The 14628-nt window shown below is 69.3% G+C and carries 11 protein-coding genes; 4 read left to right on the plus strand and 7 right to left on the minus strand.

Annotation, left to right across the window (positions count from 1 at the left end):
• Positions 1–38: 38 nt before the first annotated feature.
• The 3 genes from ADL12_RS23495 to ADL12_RS23505 form a co-directional block, all read right to left on the minus strand.
• Positions 39–2399 carry an arylsulfatase gene (locus tag ADL12_RS23495; RefSeq protein ID WP_062704803.1) on the minus strand — a complete coding sequence of 787 codons (2361 nt, stop codon included), beginning with the start codon at positions 2397–2399 and terminating at the stop codon, positions 39–41.
• A 206-nt stretch (positions 2400–2605) separates the two neighbouring features.
• On the minus strand, positions 2606–3502 hold the full coding sequence (locus ADL12_RS23500) for a LysR family transcriptional regulator (protein ID WP_062704805.1): 897 nt from the start codon (positions 3500–3502) through the stop codon (positions 2606–2608).
• A gap of 366 nt (positions 3503–3868) precedes the next feature.
• Positions 3869–4876, minus strand: coding sequence for a LacI family DNA-binding transcriptional regulator (locus ADL12_RS23505; protein ID WP_244188024.1), 1008 nt, complete (start codon positions 4874–4876; stop codon positions 3869–3871).
• 233 nt (positions 4877–5109) lie between these two features.
• Here ADL12_RS23505 and ADL12_RS23510 point away from each other — a divergent pair, with 233 nt between their 5' ends.
• Complete coding sequence (locus ADL12_RS23510; protein WP_062704807.1) at positions 5110–6414, plus strand: MFS transporter; 1305 nt, start codon at positions 5110–5112, stop codon at positions 6412–6414.
• 325 nt (positions 6415–6739) lie between these two features.
• Here the strand turns inward: ADL12_RS23510 and ADL12_RS23515 are convergent, their stop codons facing one another.
• The 4 genes from ADL12_RS23515 to ADL12_RS23530 form a co-directional block, all read right to left on the minus strand.
• Entirely contained in the window at positions 6740–7387 is a 648-nt protein-coding gene (locus tag ADL12_RS23515) for a response regulator transcription factor (RefSeq protein WP_062704809.1), read from the minus strand.
• Positions 7384–8310 carry a sensor histidine kinase gene (locus ADL12_RS23520; protein ID WP_244188025.1) on the minus strand — a complete coding sequence of 309 codons (927 nt, stop codon included), beginning with the start codon at positions 8308–8310 and terminating at the stop codon, positions 7384–7386. Before ADL12_RS23520 ends, ADL12_RS23515 begins: the two co-directional genes overlap by 4 nt.
• 483 nt (positions 8311–8793) lie before the next feature.
• Positions 8794–9930 carry an ABC transporter substrate-binding protein gene (locus ADL12_RS23525; protein WP_062704812.1) on the minus strand — a complete coding sequence of 379 codons (1137 nt, stop codon included), beginning with the start codon at positions 9928–9930 and terminating at the stop codon, positions 8794–8796.
• 183 nt (positions 9931–10113) lie between these two features.
• A complete protein-coding gene (locus tag ADL12_RS23530; protein ID WP_062704814.1) occupies positions 10114–11154 on the minus strand; it encodes a LacI family DNA-binding transcriptional regulator in 1041 nt (346 codons plus the stop codon).
• A 453-nt stretch (positions 11155–11607) separates the two neighbouring features.
• Here ADL12_RS23530 and ADL12_RS23535 point away from each other — a divergent pair, with 453 nt between their 5' ends.
• From ADL12_RS23535 to ADL12_RS23545, 3 genes are read left to right on the plus strand one after another with little or no spacing between them, the layout of a single operon-like run.
• Entirely contained in the window at positions 11608–12450 is an 843-nt protein-coding gene (locus ADL12_RS23535; protein ID WP_244188026.1) for a carbohydrate ABC transporter permease, read from the plus strand.
• A complete protein-coding gene (locus ADL12_RS23540) occupies positions 12447–13268 on the plus strand; it encodes a carbohydrate ABC transporter permease (protein ID WP_062704818.1) in 822 nt (273 codons plus the stop codon). Before ADL12_RS23535 ends, ADL12_RS23540 begins: the two co-directional genes overlap by 4 nt.
• A 55-nt stretch (positions 13269–13323) precedes the next feature.
• Positions 13324–14589: an ABC transporter substrate-binding protein gene (locus ADL12_RS23545; protein ID WP_062704820.1), complete on the plus strand. Its 1266-nt coding sequence runs from the start codon at positions 13324–13326 to the stop codon at positions 14587–14589.
• Positions 14590–14628: the final 39 nt, after the last annotated feature.

Consider the following 14628-nt stretch of genomic DNA (forward strand, 5'->3'; position numbering starts at 1 on the left):
ACGGTCCCCGTCCCGGCCGCCGGACGGTGCGCAGCAGTTCACTGGGCCCCCATGACGCGCCGGTGCAGTCCGCCGTCGTACTTGGGCGATTCGGCGCCCTGGGAGTCCAGGTCGATGCGCACGGTGTGAATGGTCCCGGTGAACTCGTTGTCGAGCACGGGGTAGTCGTCGCTCACCGGTGTGCTCAGGTCCACTCCGACGTCGAGTGTCTCGTCGAAGGAGAAGTAGTACGGGATGGTCTGCTCGACCCGTCCCGTCGCGTGCTTCTCCCCGTCCACCAGCAGTGCGGCCGTGCCGCCCTTGCCGAGTCCGCCGCCGTCGTAGGCGAAGTCGAGCCGGATCTCATGCCGCCCCGGTGCGAGGGGCTCGTCGCCACGCACCGTGTACAGGTTCATGCCGAAGTAGTTGTAGGCGTAGGCCGGTCTGCCCTCGGTGAAATACAGGGTCCAGCCGCCGAACCGGCCGCCCTGGGCGATGATCACGCCCTCGGTCGTTGTCTCGGGCAGGTCCACGTCGGCGGTGATGCTGTGCGAGCGGTTCTTGACGTTCGGGGTGGTCTCCTCGGTGAACCGCCGCATGCCCGCACGGTAGGTCACGGAGGTGCGGTCGCCGAGCAGGTCGATACGGCCGGCCATGGCTGGGTTCTCCCGCTCGGTGACCCGGTCGTCCAGCGGGAAGACCTGGTACTTCGACGCCTCGATGAGGAACAGGTCCTGCAACTCGCGAAGTCTCCCGGGGTGTTCGGCGGCGAGGTCGTGCGCCTGACTCCAGTCCGTGCTCAGGTCGTAGAGTTCCCAGACGTCGTCGGCGAACCTCCGGTCGCCCTCCGGCACCATCTCCCAGGGGATGCCGTGCCGGGTGACCGCCATCCAGCCGTCGTGGTAGATGCCCCGGTTGCCGCACATCTCGAAGTACTGGGTACGGCGGTGCTCGGGGGCGTGCGGATCAGCGAGCGTCCGCTGCATGCTTGTGCCCTCGATGGGCTGCTGCTCCACCCCGTTCACACTGAACGGCGCCGGGATGCCGGCACAGTCCAGGATGGTCGGCAGGACGTCGATCACATGCGAGAACTGGTGCCGGAGCCCACCACGTTCGGCCACCCCGCGCGGCCAATGCAGGATCATCCCGTCCCGAGTGCCGCCGAAGTGCGAGGCCACCTGCTTGGTCCACTGGTAGGGGGTGTTCAGCGCCAGCGCCCAGCCGGCCGGGGCGATCGGGTAGCTGAGCGGGCCGCCGATCTCCTCGATGTGGTCGATCATCTCGTCCGGGTCGTCCACCACGCCGTGCCCCAGCCGGTGCTCGACGATCGTCCCTTCGATGCCGCCCTCGCCCGAGGCGCCGTTGTCACCCAGGATGTAGAGGATGATCGTGTTGTCCAGTGCGCCGAGCTCCTCCAGAGCGTCGAGGAACCTGCCGACCTGGACGTCGGCGTGTTCGGTGAAACCGGCGAACGTCTCCATGAACCGGGCGGACAACCGGCGCTGGTTGTCACTGAGTTCGTCCCAGTGGGGAACGCCCTCGGCCCAGGGCGCCAGTTCCGTCTCCGGGGGTACGACGCCGAGTTCCTTCTGCCGCTGGAGGGTCACCTTGCGCTGCTGGTCCCATCCGTGGTCGAACCGCCCGGCGTACTTCTCCTGCCATTCACGGCCGACGTGCAGCGGCGCGTGCGCGGCACCCAGCGCGAGGTAGGTGAAGAACGGCCGGTCCGGAGTCAGCGTGCGCTGGGTGCGCACCCAGTCGATGGCGTGGTCCACGAGGTCCTCGGACAGGTGGTAGCCGTCCTCGGGCCTGCGATCCGGCTCGATGGGGGTGGTGCCCTGGTACAGCAGCGGGTACCAGTGGTTCATCTCGGCGCCCATGAAGCCGTAGAAGGTGTCGAACCCCTCACCGGTGGGCCAGCGGTCGAACGGCCCGACGGCGCTGATCTCGCGTGGCGGGGTCTGGTGCCATTTACCGAAGGCGGCTGTGCTGTAGCCGTTGCCCTGGAGGATCTGGGCCATCGTCGCCGCGCTGCGCGGCCGGAACCCGTTGTACCCGGGAGCGGCGGTGGTCATCTCTGTCGTGCCGCCCATGCCCACCGAGTGATGGTTGCGGCCGGTCAGCAGGGCCTGCCGGGTCGGCGAGCACAGGGCCGTCACGTGGAAGCGGGTGTAGCGCAGCCCGCTGTCGGCGAGTCGCTCGGCCGCGGGCATCTCGCAGGGTCCGCCGAAGGCGCTGGAGGTACCGAATCCGAGGTCGTCGACGAGCACGATCACCACGTTCGGTGCGCCCTCGGGCGGAGGCACCGGGCCGATCGGAGTGAAGGGGGTCTCCTGGTCGTGGATGTCCATCGCCGTCGTCAGGGGCCTACGGGTGTCGGGCCGCGGAAGTATGTGCCGTCCGGCGTCGAACTCGCTCATGTATTTCTCCGATTCGGTGCCCGGCGGGGAAATGTCACACCCTCGCAACGCGACGGAATTACCGGCGAAATGCAGCTGCCGAACCAGTGAATCCCGGAATATTCCTGCCTGCGATGCAGCCAAAAATGGCAGCCGCCACCGAGGGCGGTCAACAAAACGTTCTGGATTCACGCAAACCGGTTTTGAATGAGGGCCATAGATAACTTCTATACCTGCAGCGGTCCGTCCTGAGCCGGCGAGGACGCCAGGGTCACGAAGGCCTGGGCGGCCGGGGACAGCGGGCCGGATCGCCACACCAGCCGGCCGTGGCGCAGCAGCCGCGGCCTGGGAGACAGCATCCGTGCCCCGCGCAGCACGGCGTCCCGTGCCATGGAGGCCGGCAGCAGCGCGGCACCGACGCCGGAGAGGACCAGTGGGACGATCATCGCGCGGTGCGCCGTCTCCACGGTGATGCGCGGGACGACGCCCAGGGCGGTGCACACCTCGTCCACCGCCGCCCGGGTCTCGGTGCCCGGCGGTGTCACGATCAGGTTCAGGGCGGCCAGTTCACGCGAGGTGATGGTGTCGCCCGGCGCATGCGGGTGGTCCGGTGGCAGCACGACGTGCATCTCCTGCTCCGGCAGATCGATGCCACGCAGGTCGGCCGTGGGCACCGAGGCGTCCACCAGGCCGAGTTCGCACTGACCGGCCGCGACCATGTGCGCCACGGCCGGGCCCTGCTCGGGGTCGACGACACGTATGGAGACCTTGGGATGCACTCGGTGGAAGCGGCCGAGCATCCCGGCGAGCGGGTCGACCGAGAGGGTCGTCTGGGAGACGATGTCGAGCCGGCCGCCGCTGAGCCCGAGCACTTCGCGGACCAGCGAACGGGCCGTGGACAGATCACGCAGGACCTGCCGGGCCGGCTGGACCAGCGCCTCGCCCGCCGTGGTGAGCGCGACACCGTGCGGGAGGCGGTGGAAGAGCTGCCCTCCGAATTCGCGCTCCAGGGTGCGGATCGCGTGGGACAGCGAGGGTTGGGCGACGTGGAGCGCAAGGGCCGCGGCCGTGAAACCGCCGTGCTCGACCACGGCGATGAAATACTCCAGCTGTCGTCGTTCCATCAGATCTCCGCGCGTCCCAGGGCCACCGCACGTCCCGGTCGGACGAGCGGCAAGGACAGTATCCTCGGGCCTGGCCCCGCCAGACGGAATACCGAGACGAGTACGCGCGGGAGCACGACATTCGGCTTCTCCCTGTCACCGATTTCGCGTCCGCGGAAATCAGGTTGTGGTCGCAACGGCTGAGGCCGGTTTTCGCGGCGTTCTCGAAACCGAGCGATGCCGTACGCTCGCCTGGCGGACGGTCTCTCACCTCCGCTCGAACCGACAGCGCCGCACGGCGCAACCAGGATCCCCGACAGGATCAAGCTGAGGCTGCAGCAGCTGAGCAGGGGTTGATCGCCGGCTCCCGAATTTCCAGCGCGCCGGTCAGGCGGATTCGCGGACCCGGAGCAGGAGCTCGTCCCGGAGGGGTTCGGCGGGGATCTCTTTTCCGCCCAGCCTGTCAACGACGCGGCGGGCCAGGCCCCGCGCGATGGCGTCGGTGTCGCGGACGACCGTGGTGAGCGGTGGGTGTGCCAGCGACGCGCCCGGGATGTCGTCGACGCCGATCACGGCCAGGTCCTGCGGAGCGCGCAGTCCGAGGTGGCTCAAGCCTGCGAGCACGGCGAGGGCGACGTTGTCGTTGAACGCGCAGATGCCCGTCACCGGTGGGTCGGCGGCCAGCCACGCCTTGACCACTTCTGCGGCGCCCGGCGCGTCCAGGGGTACCGTCCGAACATCCGGCTCCGGGAGATCCAGTTCGGCGCACACCTTGCGGACGCCGTCCAGTCGCGGCTGGGCCAGTACGTCGAGTCCCGGCAGATCGGGGTAGGCGTAGCCGAGTCGGCGGTGGGGTGCGGCGAGGTGCCGTGCCTGCAGTGCGCCGATCGGTTGCTCGGACACCAGGGGAGGCCGGGGCTCACCCCGTATCGACCCGTGCATCGCCATGACCACCTCGATGCCTGCCGCCCGCATCGCGTCGGCCTCCCGGTCGTCGAAGTCCTGGAGGGCCAACACGGCCGCCGGGGTCATGGCTTTCCAGATGTCCCGCAGGGGGCGTGCGGGATGGGCCGACGAGTGCACCACGAAGGTCAGCCCGTTCTCGGCGAAGGTGTTGGTCAGCTGTTGGATGAGCCGTCCGAGGACGTGCTCGATCGGCCAGTCCGGCAGCAGGCCGAGCACGATCTCCGAGCGCCCGGTGCGCAGGGCACGCGCCGCGGCCGAGGGCGCGTAGCCGAGCCGGGCGGCGGCGTCCCACACCCGCTGTCGCGTGGCCTCGGGGATCTTCTGGTGGGGAACGTCGTTGAGGACATAACTCACCGTCGCGCGCGAAACCCCGGCCTCCCGCGCGACATCCGCGCTGGTCACCCGCCTGCCGCCGGACACCCCGGTCACCCGCCGCCCTCAGTCGCACCTCTTGTTCAAAGCCCACGGTCGCGGTTAGCTTACCCGCCAGATCCACACAACTGGCACGCGTAAGTGAGACGAGTAGGGACCTCTCGCCCCGAGCGGTGCACAGTCACTGACTGCTCACGGCCGCCCGGACGACTCGACGCCTGCCCGGGCGTGGAGCCCATCCAGGCCACCAAGCTTGCCACCCCCGTCCCGGTGCTCGTAGAGGAGGACGCGTGTCCGGCATCCAGGACGCCACGAGAAGCCCGTGGAAGACCGCGACCCTCGCGGGTATGGCCTCCTATCTGGACGCCTCGGCCCTGGTCACGTCGGGAATCGCCATCGGCGGCTACTATGCCGGGCCGCTCCAGCTCGGCGCCGGCACCATCGGATCTCTGCTGGGCCTGCAGACGCTGGCGTTCGCGGCCGGTGCGCTCTCCGGCGGCCGACTGGGCGACCGGTTCGGCCGCCGGAAGATCTTCACTCTCTCCCTCGTCCTCTACGCTGCCGGCGTCCTGCTGCTCCTCGTGGCCGCCGGACCTGCCCTGCTGTATGCCGGTGTCATGGCGACCGGTCTCGCCATCGGCGCGGACCTTCCCGTGTCGCTCGCGCTCGTCAACGAGGAGGCACCGGCCGGCAAGAAGGGCACCATGGTCGTGTTCTCCGGCATGCTGTGGCTCGCCGGCATCGTGGCCGTGCTCGGCTTGACCTCCTTCATGGGAGCGCAGGGCATCCTCGGCGGCCGGATCCTCTTCGCCCACCTGCTGGTCGTGGCGGTCGTGGTTCTGCTGCTGCGTCTCAGCCTCAGGGAGTCGGCAGAATGGACGGCCGCGCGCAGGGCCGCCGAAGCGCGTCCCACGGCGGTCTCGGAGACCATGGAGTTCAGCCGCGTCCGTGATCTCTTCCGGGCACCGACCGTCTACGCCCTGCTCGCCACCGGCCTGTACTACGCGACCTGGAACCTCGGTGCGAACACCCTCGGCCAGTTCGGCACCTTCCTGTGGACCGCGCTCGCCAAGGGAGAGGTCGCCCAGTTCTCCCAGCTGACCCTCCTCGGACTGCCGACAGGCTTCCTCGCCGGCCTGGTGTTCATGCGGGTCGTCGACCGGCCCGCCAGGCATGCCTGGTTCGCCGCCGGCACCGCCCTCATCGTCATCGCCTGGGCGCTTCCCGCGCTGCTCGGCCCCAGTAAGTTCACCCTGGTCGCCGTCATGCTCATCTCCGGCCTCGGCAACTCCTTCGCCGGCGAGTCCATCTACAAGGTCTGGTCCCAGGAACTGTTCCCCACCCTGCTGCGGGCCACAGCCCAGGGCGTGACGATGGCTTTCACCCGAGCCGTCGCCGGACTGGCCGCGCTGGGTACGCCCGTCTTCGCCCTGGGCCACACCCGGCTGTTCTTCGGCCTTCTTCTCGCCCTGATGCTGGTCGCAGCCCTCATCGGCCTGGCCTGGGTGCCCCGCCTGCCCAAGGCCCTGCCGCCCGAAGAGCCGATGTCACCGACCACCCCCGCACCCGCCACATCCCGGCGGTCGGCCGCGTGATCCACCACTTGCAAAGCGACGGCGGGCGCCTTCGCTCCGGTCCGGTCGGACCCCTCGGCCACGGCCCGACGATGCCGTAGGCGGCGGGCCTCATCCCGGCTCGGGACGGGGGTGTCCGTCTACTTCCCTGAAGCAGTGAGCTGGCCTGTTCCGCCGATCCGCGAGCCGGACACGGCCCGGCGAAGGCCACGTCCGCGCACCAGCCACCAGGAGGTCTCCGATGGTCATGACTCCCCCCTTTGCCCGCGTGACCCACCTCGTGTAGGACGTTGCGAAGAGCTGAGGGCTGCCCGGCGCGGCATCCGCCGAGCCGGGCAGCCAGCCCTCAGGTGAGTTCGAGCAGCCCCCGGCGCACCGCTTCGGAGACCGCCGCCGCCCTGTTGTCGACGCCGAGTTTGCGGTAGATGCGCACCAGGTGCGTCTTGACGGTCGCCTCACTCAAATACAGGGCGTCCGCGATGGCGCGGTTGCTGTGTCCGTCGGCCATCAACCGGACGACCTCGCTCTCCCGTTGCGTCAGCTCCGGCGCAGGACTCACCACCTGCCCGACGAGGCCGCCGACCACCTCCGCCGCGAGGCCGAAACCGCCCTCGGCGGCGCTGCGCACGGCTCGGAAGAGATCCTCAGGCGGCCCGGCCTTGAGGACGTACCCGCGCGCCCCGGCCTCCAGGGCCCGTACGACGTCGGCCCGTCCCGAATAGCTGGTCAGCATCACCACGGGCATGCCAGGAGCCTCGCCGGCCAGCCGGCGGATCGCCTCGATCCCGTCGATGCCCTGGCTCGTGCCCGCGAAGCGCAGGTCCATCAGCACCACATCGGGTGTCAGCGCGAGGGCGAGACGCACAGCCTCCTCACCGGTGCCGGCCTCCGCGATCACGTGAAGATCGGGCGTGCCCTCCAGCAGGGCCCGTAGCCCGGCTCGGACCACTGTGTGGTCGTCGGCGATCAGGACGCGGCGCGACGGGGCCGTCATCGGGCTGCCGTCGCGGCGAGGGGGAGCGTCGGGCAGGGGCGCGACGAGGAGGCGGGAACCGTGGCCCGGATGCGCGTGCCCCGGCCGGGCGCGCTGTGGACCGCGAGATCACCGCTGGTCTTGCGTAGGCGCTCCCGAGTCGCGAGGAGACCGAATCCCCGGCCCGGCGGCACCGATTCACCGACGCGGCCGGGGTCGAAGCCGACGCCGTCGTCGCACACGTCCAGCTCGACGCGGTCGCTGAGATGACGGACCGTTACTGATGCGCTGGTGGCGTGCGCGTGTTCCCGGACGTTCGCCAGCACGCTCTGCGCCACGCGGAACAAGGTGGTCGCGGTCTGTTCGTCCAGGCCTACGGCCAGGCCGCCCGCAGAGCGGAACTGCACACGGCCGACATCGCCCGGCCCGCCCACCCGGGCGCACAGCAGCCGCAGGGAACCCTCCAGTCCGGCCTCGGCGACTTCGGGCGCGGAGAGATCCTGGATGATCCGCCGGGTCTCGGCGAGCCCCGCGTCCAGGCCGTCGGCGACGGCACGCACCCGGGTACGTGCCACGTCGGGCCGCTCGTCCCAGTCCTGTTCGGCCGCCTGCAACAGCATCAGGCTGCCGGACAGTTCCTGGGCGAGCGTGTCGTGCAGGTCACGGGCGATGCGTGCGCGTTCCTCGAGCGCGCCGCTCCGGTGCCGCTCGTCCGCCAGTACGTCGCGTGTGCTGCGCAGCTCCTCGACCAGACGCTGGCGCTCCGCGACATTGCGTTGCTGGGTTCGGTACAGGGCCATCGTGCCCCAGACGGCCGCCACGGGGATCAGGACCATCTCCGGGTCGAACCCGCCCGCGGTACGGGTCAGCTGACCGACGAGCAGAGCGGTGACCGCGGTCAGCGCAGCACCGGCAGCCCGGGCCGAGAGCGTGGACAGCGTCACACACGCCAGCGGCACGGCGCACCAGACATAGGCGCCGGTGAAGGGAGGCGGAGTGAGGAGGACGAGGACCGCCCACAGCAGGAGGAGAACCCCGACCCAGGCGTTGCGGGCGCGCCTTCCCAGCCTGCTCCCCAGCGCGAGGCCCCCCGCGTAGGACCCCGGCGAGGAGCCCGCTGACGGTCACGATCTCCCAGCACAGCGGGATGTTGAGACGGGCGAGGCGAACCACCGCGGCGCCGACGACGAGGAAGAACAGCAGATGCGGCAGCTGCCTCGGGCCGAACCGTCTGTGGTTGACCGGCGCGGAAGCGTTCACAGGGCCGGGGTCGGGCACGACACACCCGTCGGGCACGACACACCCCTTGGACGGAAGATCCATTGGGACAGGGGGTGGGTCTATCCACCGCTTGTAGGGCTCATGTGAAGAGCGGGGCTGCCGTTCCGCCAGGCGGCAGCCGTGCGGAACAGCAGCCCCGCCGGGGGCTACGCCCCCGGGTGCAGCCCGAGCCAACCTGGCGTGGGAGCGCCCTGGACCTCGCCGAAGTACAGGGCGAAGGTCTGCTTCCAGCGCTCCACCTCGGCCCGGTCGGCCATGAAACGGGGGAACCCGTCCAGGTGGGCGTTGGGGTACTCCCAGATCGGCTTCAGACCGGCCGGGGGAGTGACATCGGTACGCACGGACCAGCCGTTGAAGGATCCGTTCTGCATCTCCGTCGACAGCTGCCAGTTGAGGAACAGCTTGGCGGCCGTGCTGTTCCCGGCCTGCTTGAGGACGGCGGTGCGCTGGCCCCAGGCCATGAACGGGTGCCCGTCGTCGATCACGAACCTCGCCGGGGACGACCCGACCGCCGATCCCGCGGTGCCGACGCCGATGGCCTTCTGCCCGCCGAAGACCGCCTCGCCGGGGGAGTTGCTGCCCCGGGCGAACCGGACGTCCTGGGCGGCGAGCCGGGCCACCCAGTCCCAGCCGTACGTCCGGGCGTACAGCGCGTAGAGGTAGAGGACCGCGTCGTCGTCGTGCGGGTACGAGGAGGCGATCTGGCCCTTCCACTTCGGGTCGACCAGGTCGCGAGGGGTGAGCCGCACGTCCGAGCCCACCTCCGCCGTGCTGTACATGAAGCTGAAGGCGATCGCTCCCGTGGCCACCCACGCCCCGTCCGGGTCCCTGAACTTGTCGTAGACCTTCGAGAACCCGGCAGGCTTGTAGTGCAGCAGGCGCCCCTGCCGCTTCCAGCGGTCGAAGTCGTGAAGCGTCTGGAACTGCACGACGTCCGGAACGAGGGTGCCGGTGGCGAACTGGTTGTCGACACGCACGTCGTGGTACTTGCTGTAGTCGACGATCAGCGTCAGGTCGATGTCCGGGAAGCGGTCCCTGAAGGCGGCCTTGGTGCCGTCCTGCTGCGTCGGCGTGTCACCGCCGGCGTAGACGACGAGCTTCCCGCCTTCCGCGAGGGCGGCTCGGTAGAGCTCGTCCAGCGACCTGGTCTCCTCACCTCCGGTCGAGCGCGCTGACGCGTGGGAGCCGGAGGCCGGGAGCGCTGACACACCGAAGGCGGCCGTGCCGAGGACGGCACCGGCGCTGGTGGTGAGGACACGTCGCCTGCTGGGGAATCTGGGCATGCGAGGGGAACCTCTCGGAAGGGGGTGGCGTGAAGGCCAGGCGCGTGCCACGGGCGGTGATCATTCTGGTACGGCCCGCGTCGGCGTCGCGTCCTCCGCACGGAGCGATGAGGTCCCGAAGAGGTGGAAGCCCGCGTTCAACCGAACGGTTGAATGCGGCTTTCCCGTCCAGGCGTTGCCGGTCTACGCCTGGGGAGCTGCCGTGGTGCGGCGCGGTACCAGCATGGGCGAGAGTTTGACCTGCACTGATGTCTTCTGACGATCGGCGATCCGTTCGAGCAGGAGGCGCGCCGCGTTCCCTCCGATGTCGTGCCCCGCCTGGTCGACGCTCGTCAGCGAGATGGGGCCGAAGGAGGCGAAAGTCGTGTTGTCGTAGCCGGCCACCGAGATGTCACCGGGAACCGACAGCCCTGCTTCGGCGACGGCCTCCAGCACCCCCATGGCGACGATGTCCGCGCCGGCGAAGACGGCCGTGGGCCGTCGAGGACGAGCCAGCAGCTGCCTGGCCCCCTCGTAGCCGCCCTGCTGGGTGTAGCTGGTGGAGACGACATCGATCTCCTCCGCGAGGCCGATGGCCTGCATGGCGCGCCGATAGCCGTCCGCGCGCTGGGCGTTGGGCATCTCCGCGCGGCGCGTCGCGTCGGTCTCGCGATGCTCGATGTGGGCGATCCGCCGGTGTCCCAGCCCGGCGAGGTGGCCGACGACCAGGGACGCCCCCGCCATGTCGTCGTCCGTCACGGTGTCGTACACCGCGGAGTGGCCGTGGCGGCCGACGACCACGGCCGGTACGGCGGAGGCGATGTGTTCGAGACGGGCGCGCGATGACACGGGTGCGATCAGGATGATGCCGTCCATCCCGCGGTCGATCATGGCGTCCGTGACGCGCGCTTCCGCCTGCTCGTCGTTGCAGCCGCCGGGCCCCAGGAAGACCTGGTAGTCGGTGTCCGCGAGGTGGCCGGTGATCCCGTCGAGGATCTCGGGGAAGAACGGGTTGCGGATGTCGGGCAGCATCACACCGATGGTGTACGTCTGGCCGCGCAGGCCCCGCGCGGCCGCGAGGGGCCGGTAGCCCAGTTCGTCGATTGCCCGCCGTACCTTCGCGCGCATCTCGGGGCTGGCCCCGTAAGCGTTGCGCAGCACCTTCGAGACGGCGGTGGTGGACACCTGGGCGTGCCGTGCGACATCGACGATGGTGACACGGCGCTGCGGTGCTGGCGGCTCCATCCGGTGCCCTCCGGAGATGGGGAACGTTGTCGAGGGAGTGTACGAGCGGACGCTCCGACGAGGGTAGATGCGGCTCCAGTCGTACCCCGCTCGCGAGACTCTTCGCAGCCCCGGTCTCATAACACAAGTGCAGCTTGTGCGGCATCTTGACGTCACGGTGGAGGCTCTTTAGGGTCTGGCAGCACCGCTTGGGCAACGTTACCCAAATTCGCCTCCGGCGGCGGATTGCCGACGCCGGACTTCACCTCACTGCGCGCCGACAGCCGGCACCGTTCCCGCTTCTGCGTCGAGCTGGACCGAGCCTGCCCCGGCACCTGTGTGAAACGTTTCAAGGAAGTAGGTCCGCCCGTGACCCTCGCTTCGCAAGACCGGCTTCCGGATCGTGGCCGACTCCCGGCTCCGGCTTCGGCGACACGTGTCCGCCGGGGCCACAACGGGCCGCCCTGGTGGTTCGTGTTGCCGGCCCTGCTGCTGTTCGCCTTCGTCGTCCTGGCGCCCAGTGCCCGCGGCGTGTACTACGCGTTCACCGACTGGGACGGCCTGAGCCGCGATTTCTCCTTCGTCGGTCTCGGCAACTTCTCCGACATGCTCGGCGACGCCGACGCACGGCAGGCCGTCTGGCACACCCTGCTGATCGCGGTGGCGATCACGGTCGTACAGAACGCGGTGGGGCTGGCGTTGGCCCTCGGCGTCAACTCGGCCATCAGGTCCCGGAATCTGCTGAGGGTGTTCCTGTTCGCCCCGGCGGTGGTCACCCCCATCGTGACCGCCTACCTGTGGCGGAACCTGCTCGGCCCGGACGGCGCCGTGAACAGTCTCCTGGGCGCGGTCGGACTGGACAGCTGGGAACAGGACTGGCTGGGAGATCCCGACCTCGCCCTCTGGGCCGTCGTCGGAGTCGTCGTGTGGCAGTTCGCCGGCTACTCCATGGTGATCTTCCTGGCCGGGCTCCAGTCGGTGCCCAAGGAGATCCACGAGGCCGCGGCGATGGACGGCGCCGGCCCCGTACGGCGCTTCTGGTCGGTGACCCGCCCGCTGCTGGCCCCCGCCCTCACCATCAACCTGATGCTGTCGATCATCGGCGGGATCAAACTCTTCGACCAGGTGCACGCGCTGACCGGCGGAGGGCCCGGACACGCGACCGACACGATCTCCACGCTGATCTACAAGGACGCCTTCACCCTCGGCGAGTTCGGCTACAGCATCGCCCTCGCGGTGGTCCTGACCATCATCGTGGCGGTCGCCTCCACGGGGCAGTACCTGCTGCTCTCCCGCAACGAGAAGGCCGCGTCATGAACCGCTACAGCCGCCGCACGCTCGCCCTGGAACTGGCGATGATCGCCGCCGCCCTGTTCGTGGCCTTCCCGCTGTACGTCCTGGTCAACCTGGCCGTACGTCCGTCCTCCGACACCTCCTCACCGATCCGGCCGACCAGCTCGCCGACCCTGGACAACTTCACGCAGGCCTGGCAACAGGGCTCGCTGGGCGGCGCGTTGGCCAACAGCCTGCTGGTGACGGCGTGCAGTGTCGTCGTCGTACTCGCCGTCTCCTCCCTGGCGGCCTATCCGCTGGCCCGGATCACGGCCCGCTGGTCGCGGGGAACGTACCTGCTCGTCCTGCTGGGCCTGGTGCTGCCCTTCCAACTCGCCTCCCTGCCGCTCTACCAGACCATGCGCGACCTCGGTCTGCTCGGCACCCCGTGGGCGCTGGTCCTCTTCTACTCCGGGCTGCAGGTGCCGTTCACCGTCTTCCTCTACGTCGGCTTCCTGCGCGCCCTGCCCAGGGACTTCGAGGACGCGGCCCTGATCGACGGCTGCACACCGCTGCAGGCCTTCCGGCGAGTGGTGCTGCCGATGCTCAAGCCCGTCACGGTCACGGCGTTGGTGCTCAACACGGTGGCCGTGTGGAACGACTTCTTCACCCCGCTGCTGTATCTGAGCGGCAGCGCCCAGCAGACCATGCCGGTCGCGATCGCCGGGTTCGTCGGCCAGTACGTCACCGACTGGAACCTCATCTTCGCCGCGCTCGTGATCAGCATCCTGCCCGTCCTGATCGTCTACTTCCTGCTGCAGCGCAGCATCATCAACGGCTTCGCGGGAGGGCTGCGGGGATGACCCGCGGCTCCCGTCCCTCACCCACGCCCACTGTCACTTCCCCGAGGGGGACAAGATGAAGACACGCACACCGATGACTCTGGTCGCGGCCGTGACAGCCGCCGCTCTGCTGGCCGCCTGCAGCGGCGGCACGAAGGCGAGCGACTCCGGCGGCGGTTCCAAGACTCTGACGCTCGCCTCCATCGACCAGGGCTCGGTCGAGGACGTCGTGAAGGCGTTCGAGAAGGCCAACCCGGGCGTCAAGGTCCGCTACACCACCAGCGGCGCGGACCAGTACCAGCAGCAGATCCGCACCCAGCTGTCCTCGGGTACCGCACCGGACGTGGTGTCCGTCTGGCCGGGCGACGGCAATCCCGGTGCCACCTACGTCCTGGCCGAGCCGGGCTATCTGCGTGACCTCTCGGACCAGCTGTGGGCCGCCAAGCTGCCGGACGCGGTCAAGAGCGTGGCCCAGTACGAGGGGAAGACCTACAACGCGGTCTTCGGGCTGAACGGCATCGGCGCTGTCTACAACCAGCAGGCCATGGAGAAGGCCGGACTCACCCCGCCGGAGACCTGGACCGAACTGCTCGCGTTCTGCCGGGACGCGAAGGCCAAGGGAACTCCCGCCTTCGCACTGGGCAACCAGGACAACTGGGTCACCCAACTCGTGCTGTACGCACTGGTCGCCACGACTGTCTACGGCCCCGATCGCGACTTCGACCAGAAGATGCAGGCCGGACAGGCCACCTTCGCCAAGTCGCCGTGGACCACCGCCGTCGACAAGTACCTGACGATGGAGAAGACCGGCTGCTTCCAGAAGAACCCGCTGGGCACCAACTACGAGGCCAGCCAGCAACTTGCCGCCACCGGCAAGACGCTCGGCATCGTCCAGGGCAACTGGGTGATCGCCCTCCTCAAGGGCAAGAACCCGAAGGGCACGTTCACCTTCAAGGCACTTCCGGCCACCGACGACCCGTCCGCGGCCCTCATCCCGGCCGCTGCGGGTGCCGGCTACGGCGTCAACGCCGAGGCGAAGAACGAGGAAGTCGCCCTGAAGTTCGTGAACTTCGTGATGTCGCCGGAGGGCATGAACCTTTTCGTCAAGAAGCAGGGAAGTCTGCCTTCACTCCCCGGCACGGGCCATGAGGTCGACCCGTCCCTGACCGAACTCGCCACGTTCATACAGGACGACCGCACGGTGCCCTTCATGGATCAGCTGTGGCCCAACGCCAAGGTGCAGCAGACCATGCTCAGCGGCCTCCAGGAGATCTTCAGCGGGCAGTCGACGCCCCGCGAACTCCTCGGCGACATGGACACCGAGTACAAGGCCGGTTCGTGACCGCTGCCGATGTGACCGCGACCCCTTCCACAGCCATCG

The sequence above is a fragment of the Streptomyces regalis genome (assembly GCF_001509475.1).
In the GTDB taxonomy this organism is placed as follows: Bacteria; Actinomycetota; Actinomycetes; order Streptomycetales; family Streptomycetaceae; genus Streptomyces; species Streptomyces regalis.

Coding starts and splice junctions, on each gene's coding strand:
- ADL12_RS23495 (WP_062704803.1), bottom strand. CDS start 2,399: ATGAGCGAGTTCGACGCCGGACGGCACATACTTCCGCGGCCCGACACC.
- ADL12_RS23530 (WP_062704814.1), bottom strand. CDS start 11,154: ATGGAGCCGCCAGCACCGCAGCGCCGTGTCACCATCGTCGATGTCGCA.
- ADL12_RS23545 (WP_062704820.1), top strand. CDS start 13,324: ATGAAGACACGCACACCGATGACTCTGGTCGCGGCCGTGACAGCCGCC.
- ADL12_RS23500 (WP_062704805.1), bottom strand. CDS start 3,502: ATGGAACGACGACAGCTGGAGTATTTCATCGCCGTGGTCGAGCACGGC.
- ADL12_RS23515 (WP_062704809.1), bottom strand. CDS start 7,387: ATGACGGCCCCGTCGCGCCGCGTCCTGATCGCCGACGACCACACAGTG.
- ADL12_RS23540 (WP_062704818.1), top strand. CDS start 12,447: ATGAACCGCTACAGCCGCCGCACGCTCGCCCTGGAACTGGCGATGATC.
- ADL12_RS23525 (WP_062704812.1), bottom strand. CDS start 9,930: ATGCCCAGATTCCCCAGCAGGCGACGTGTCCTCACCACCAGCGCCGGT.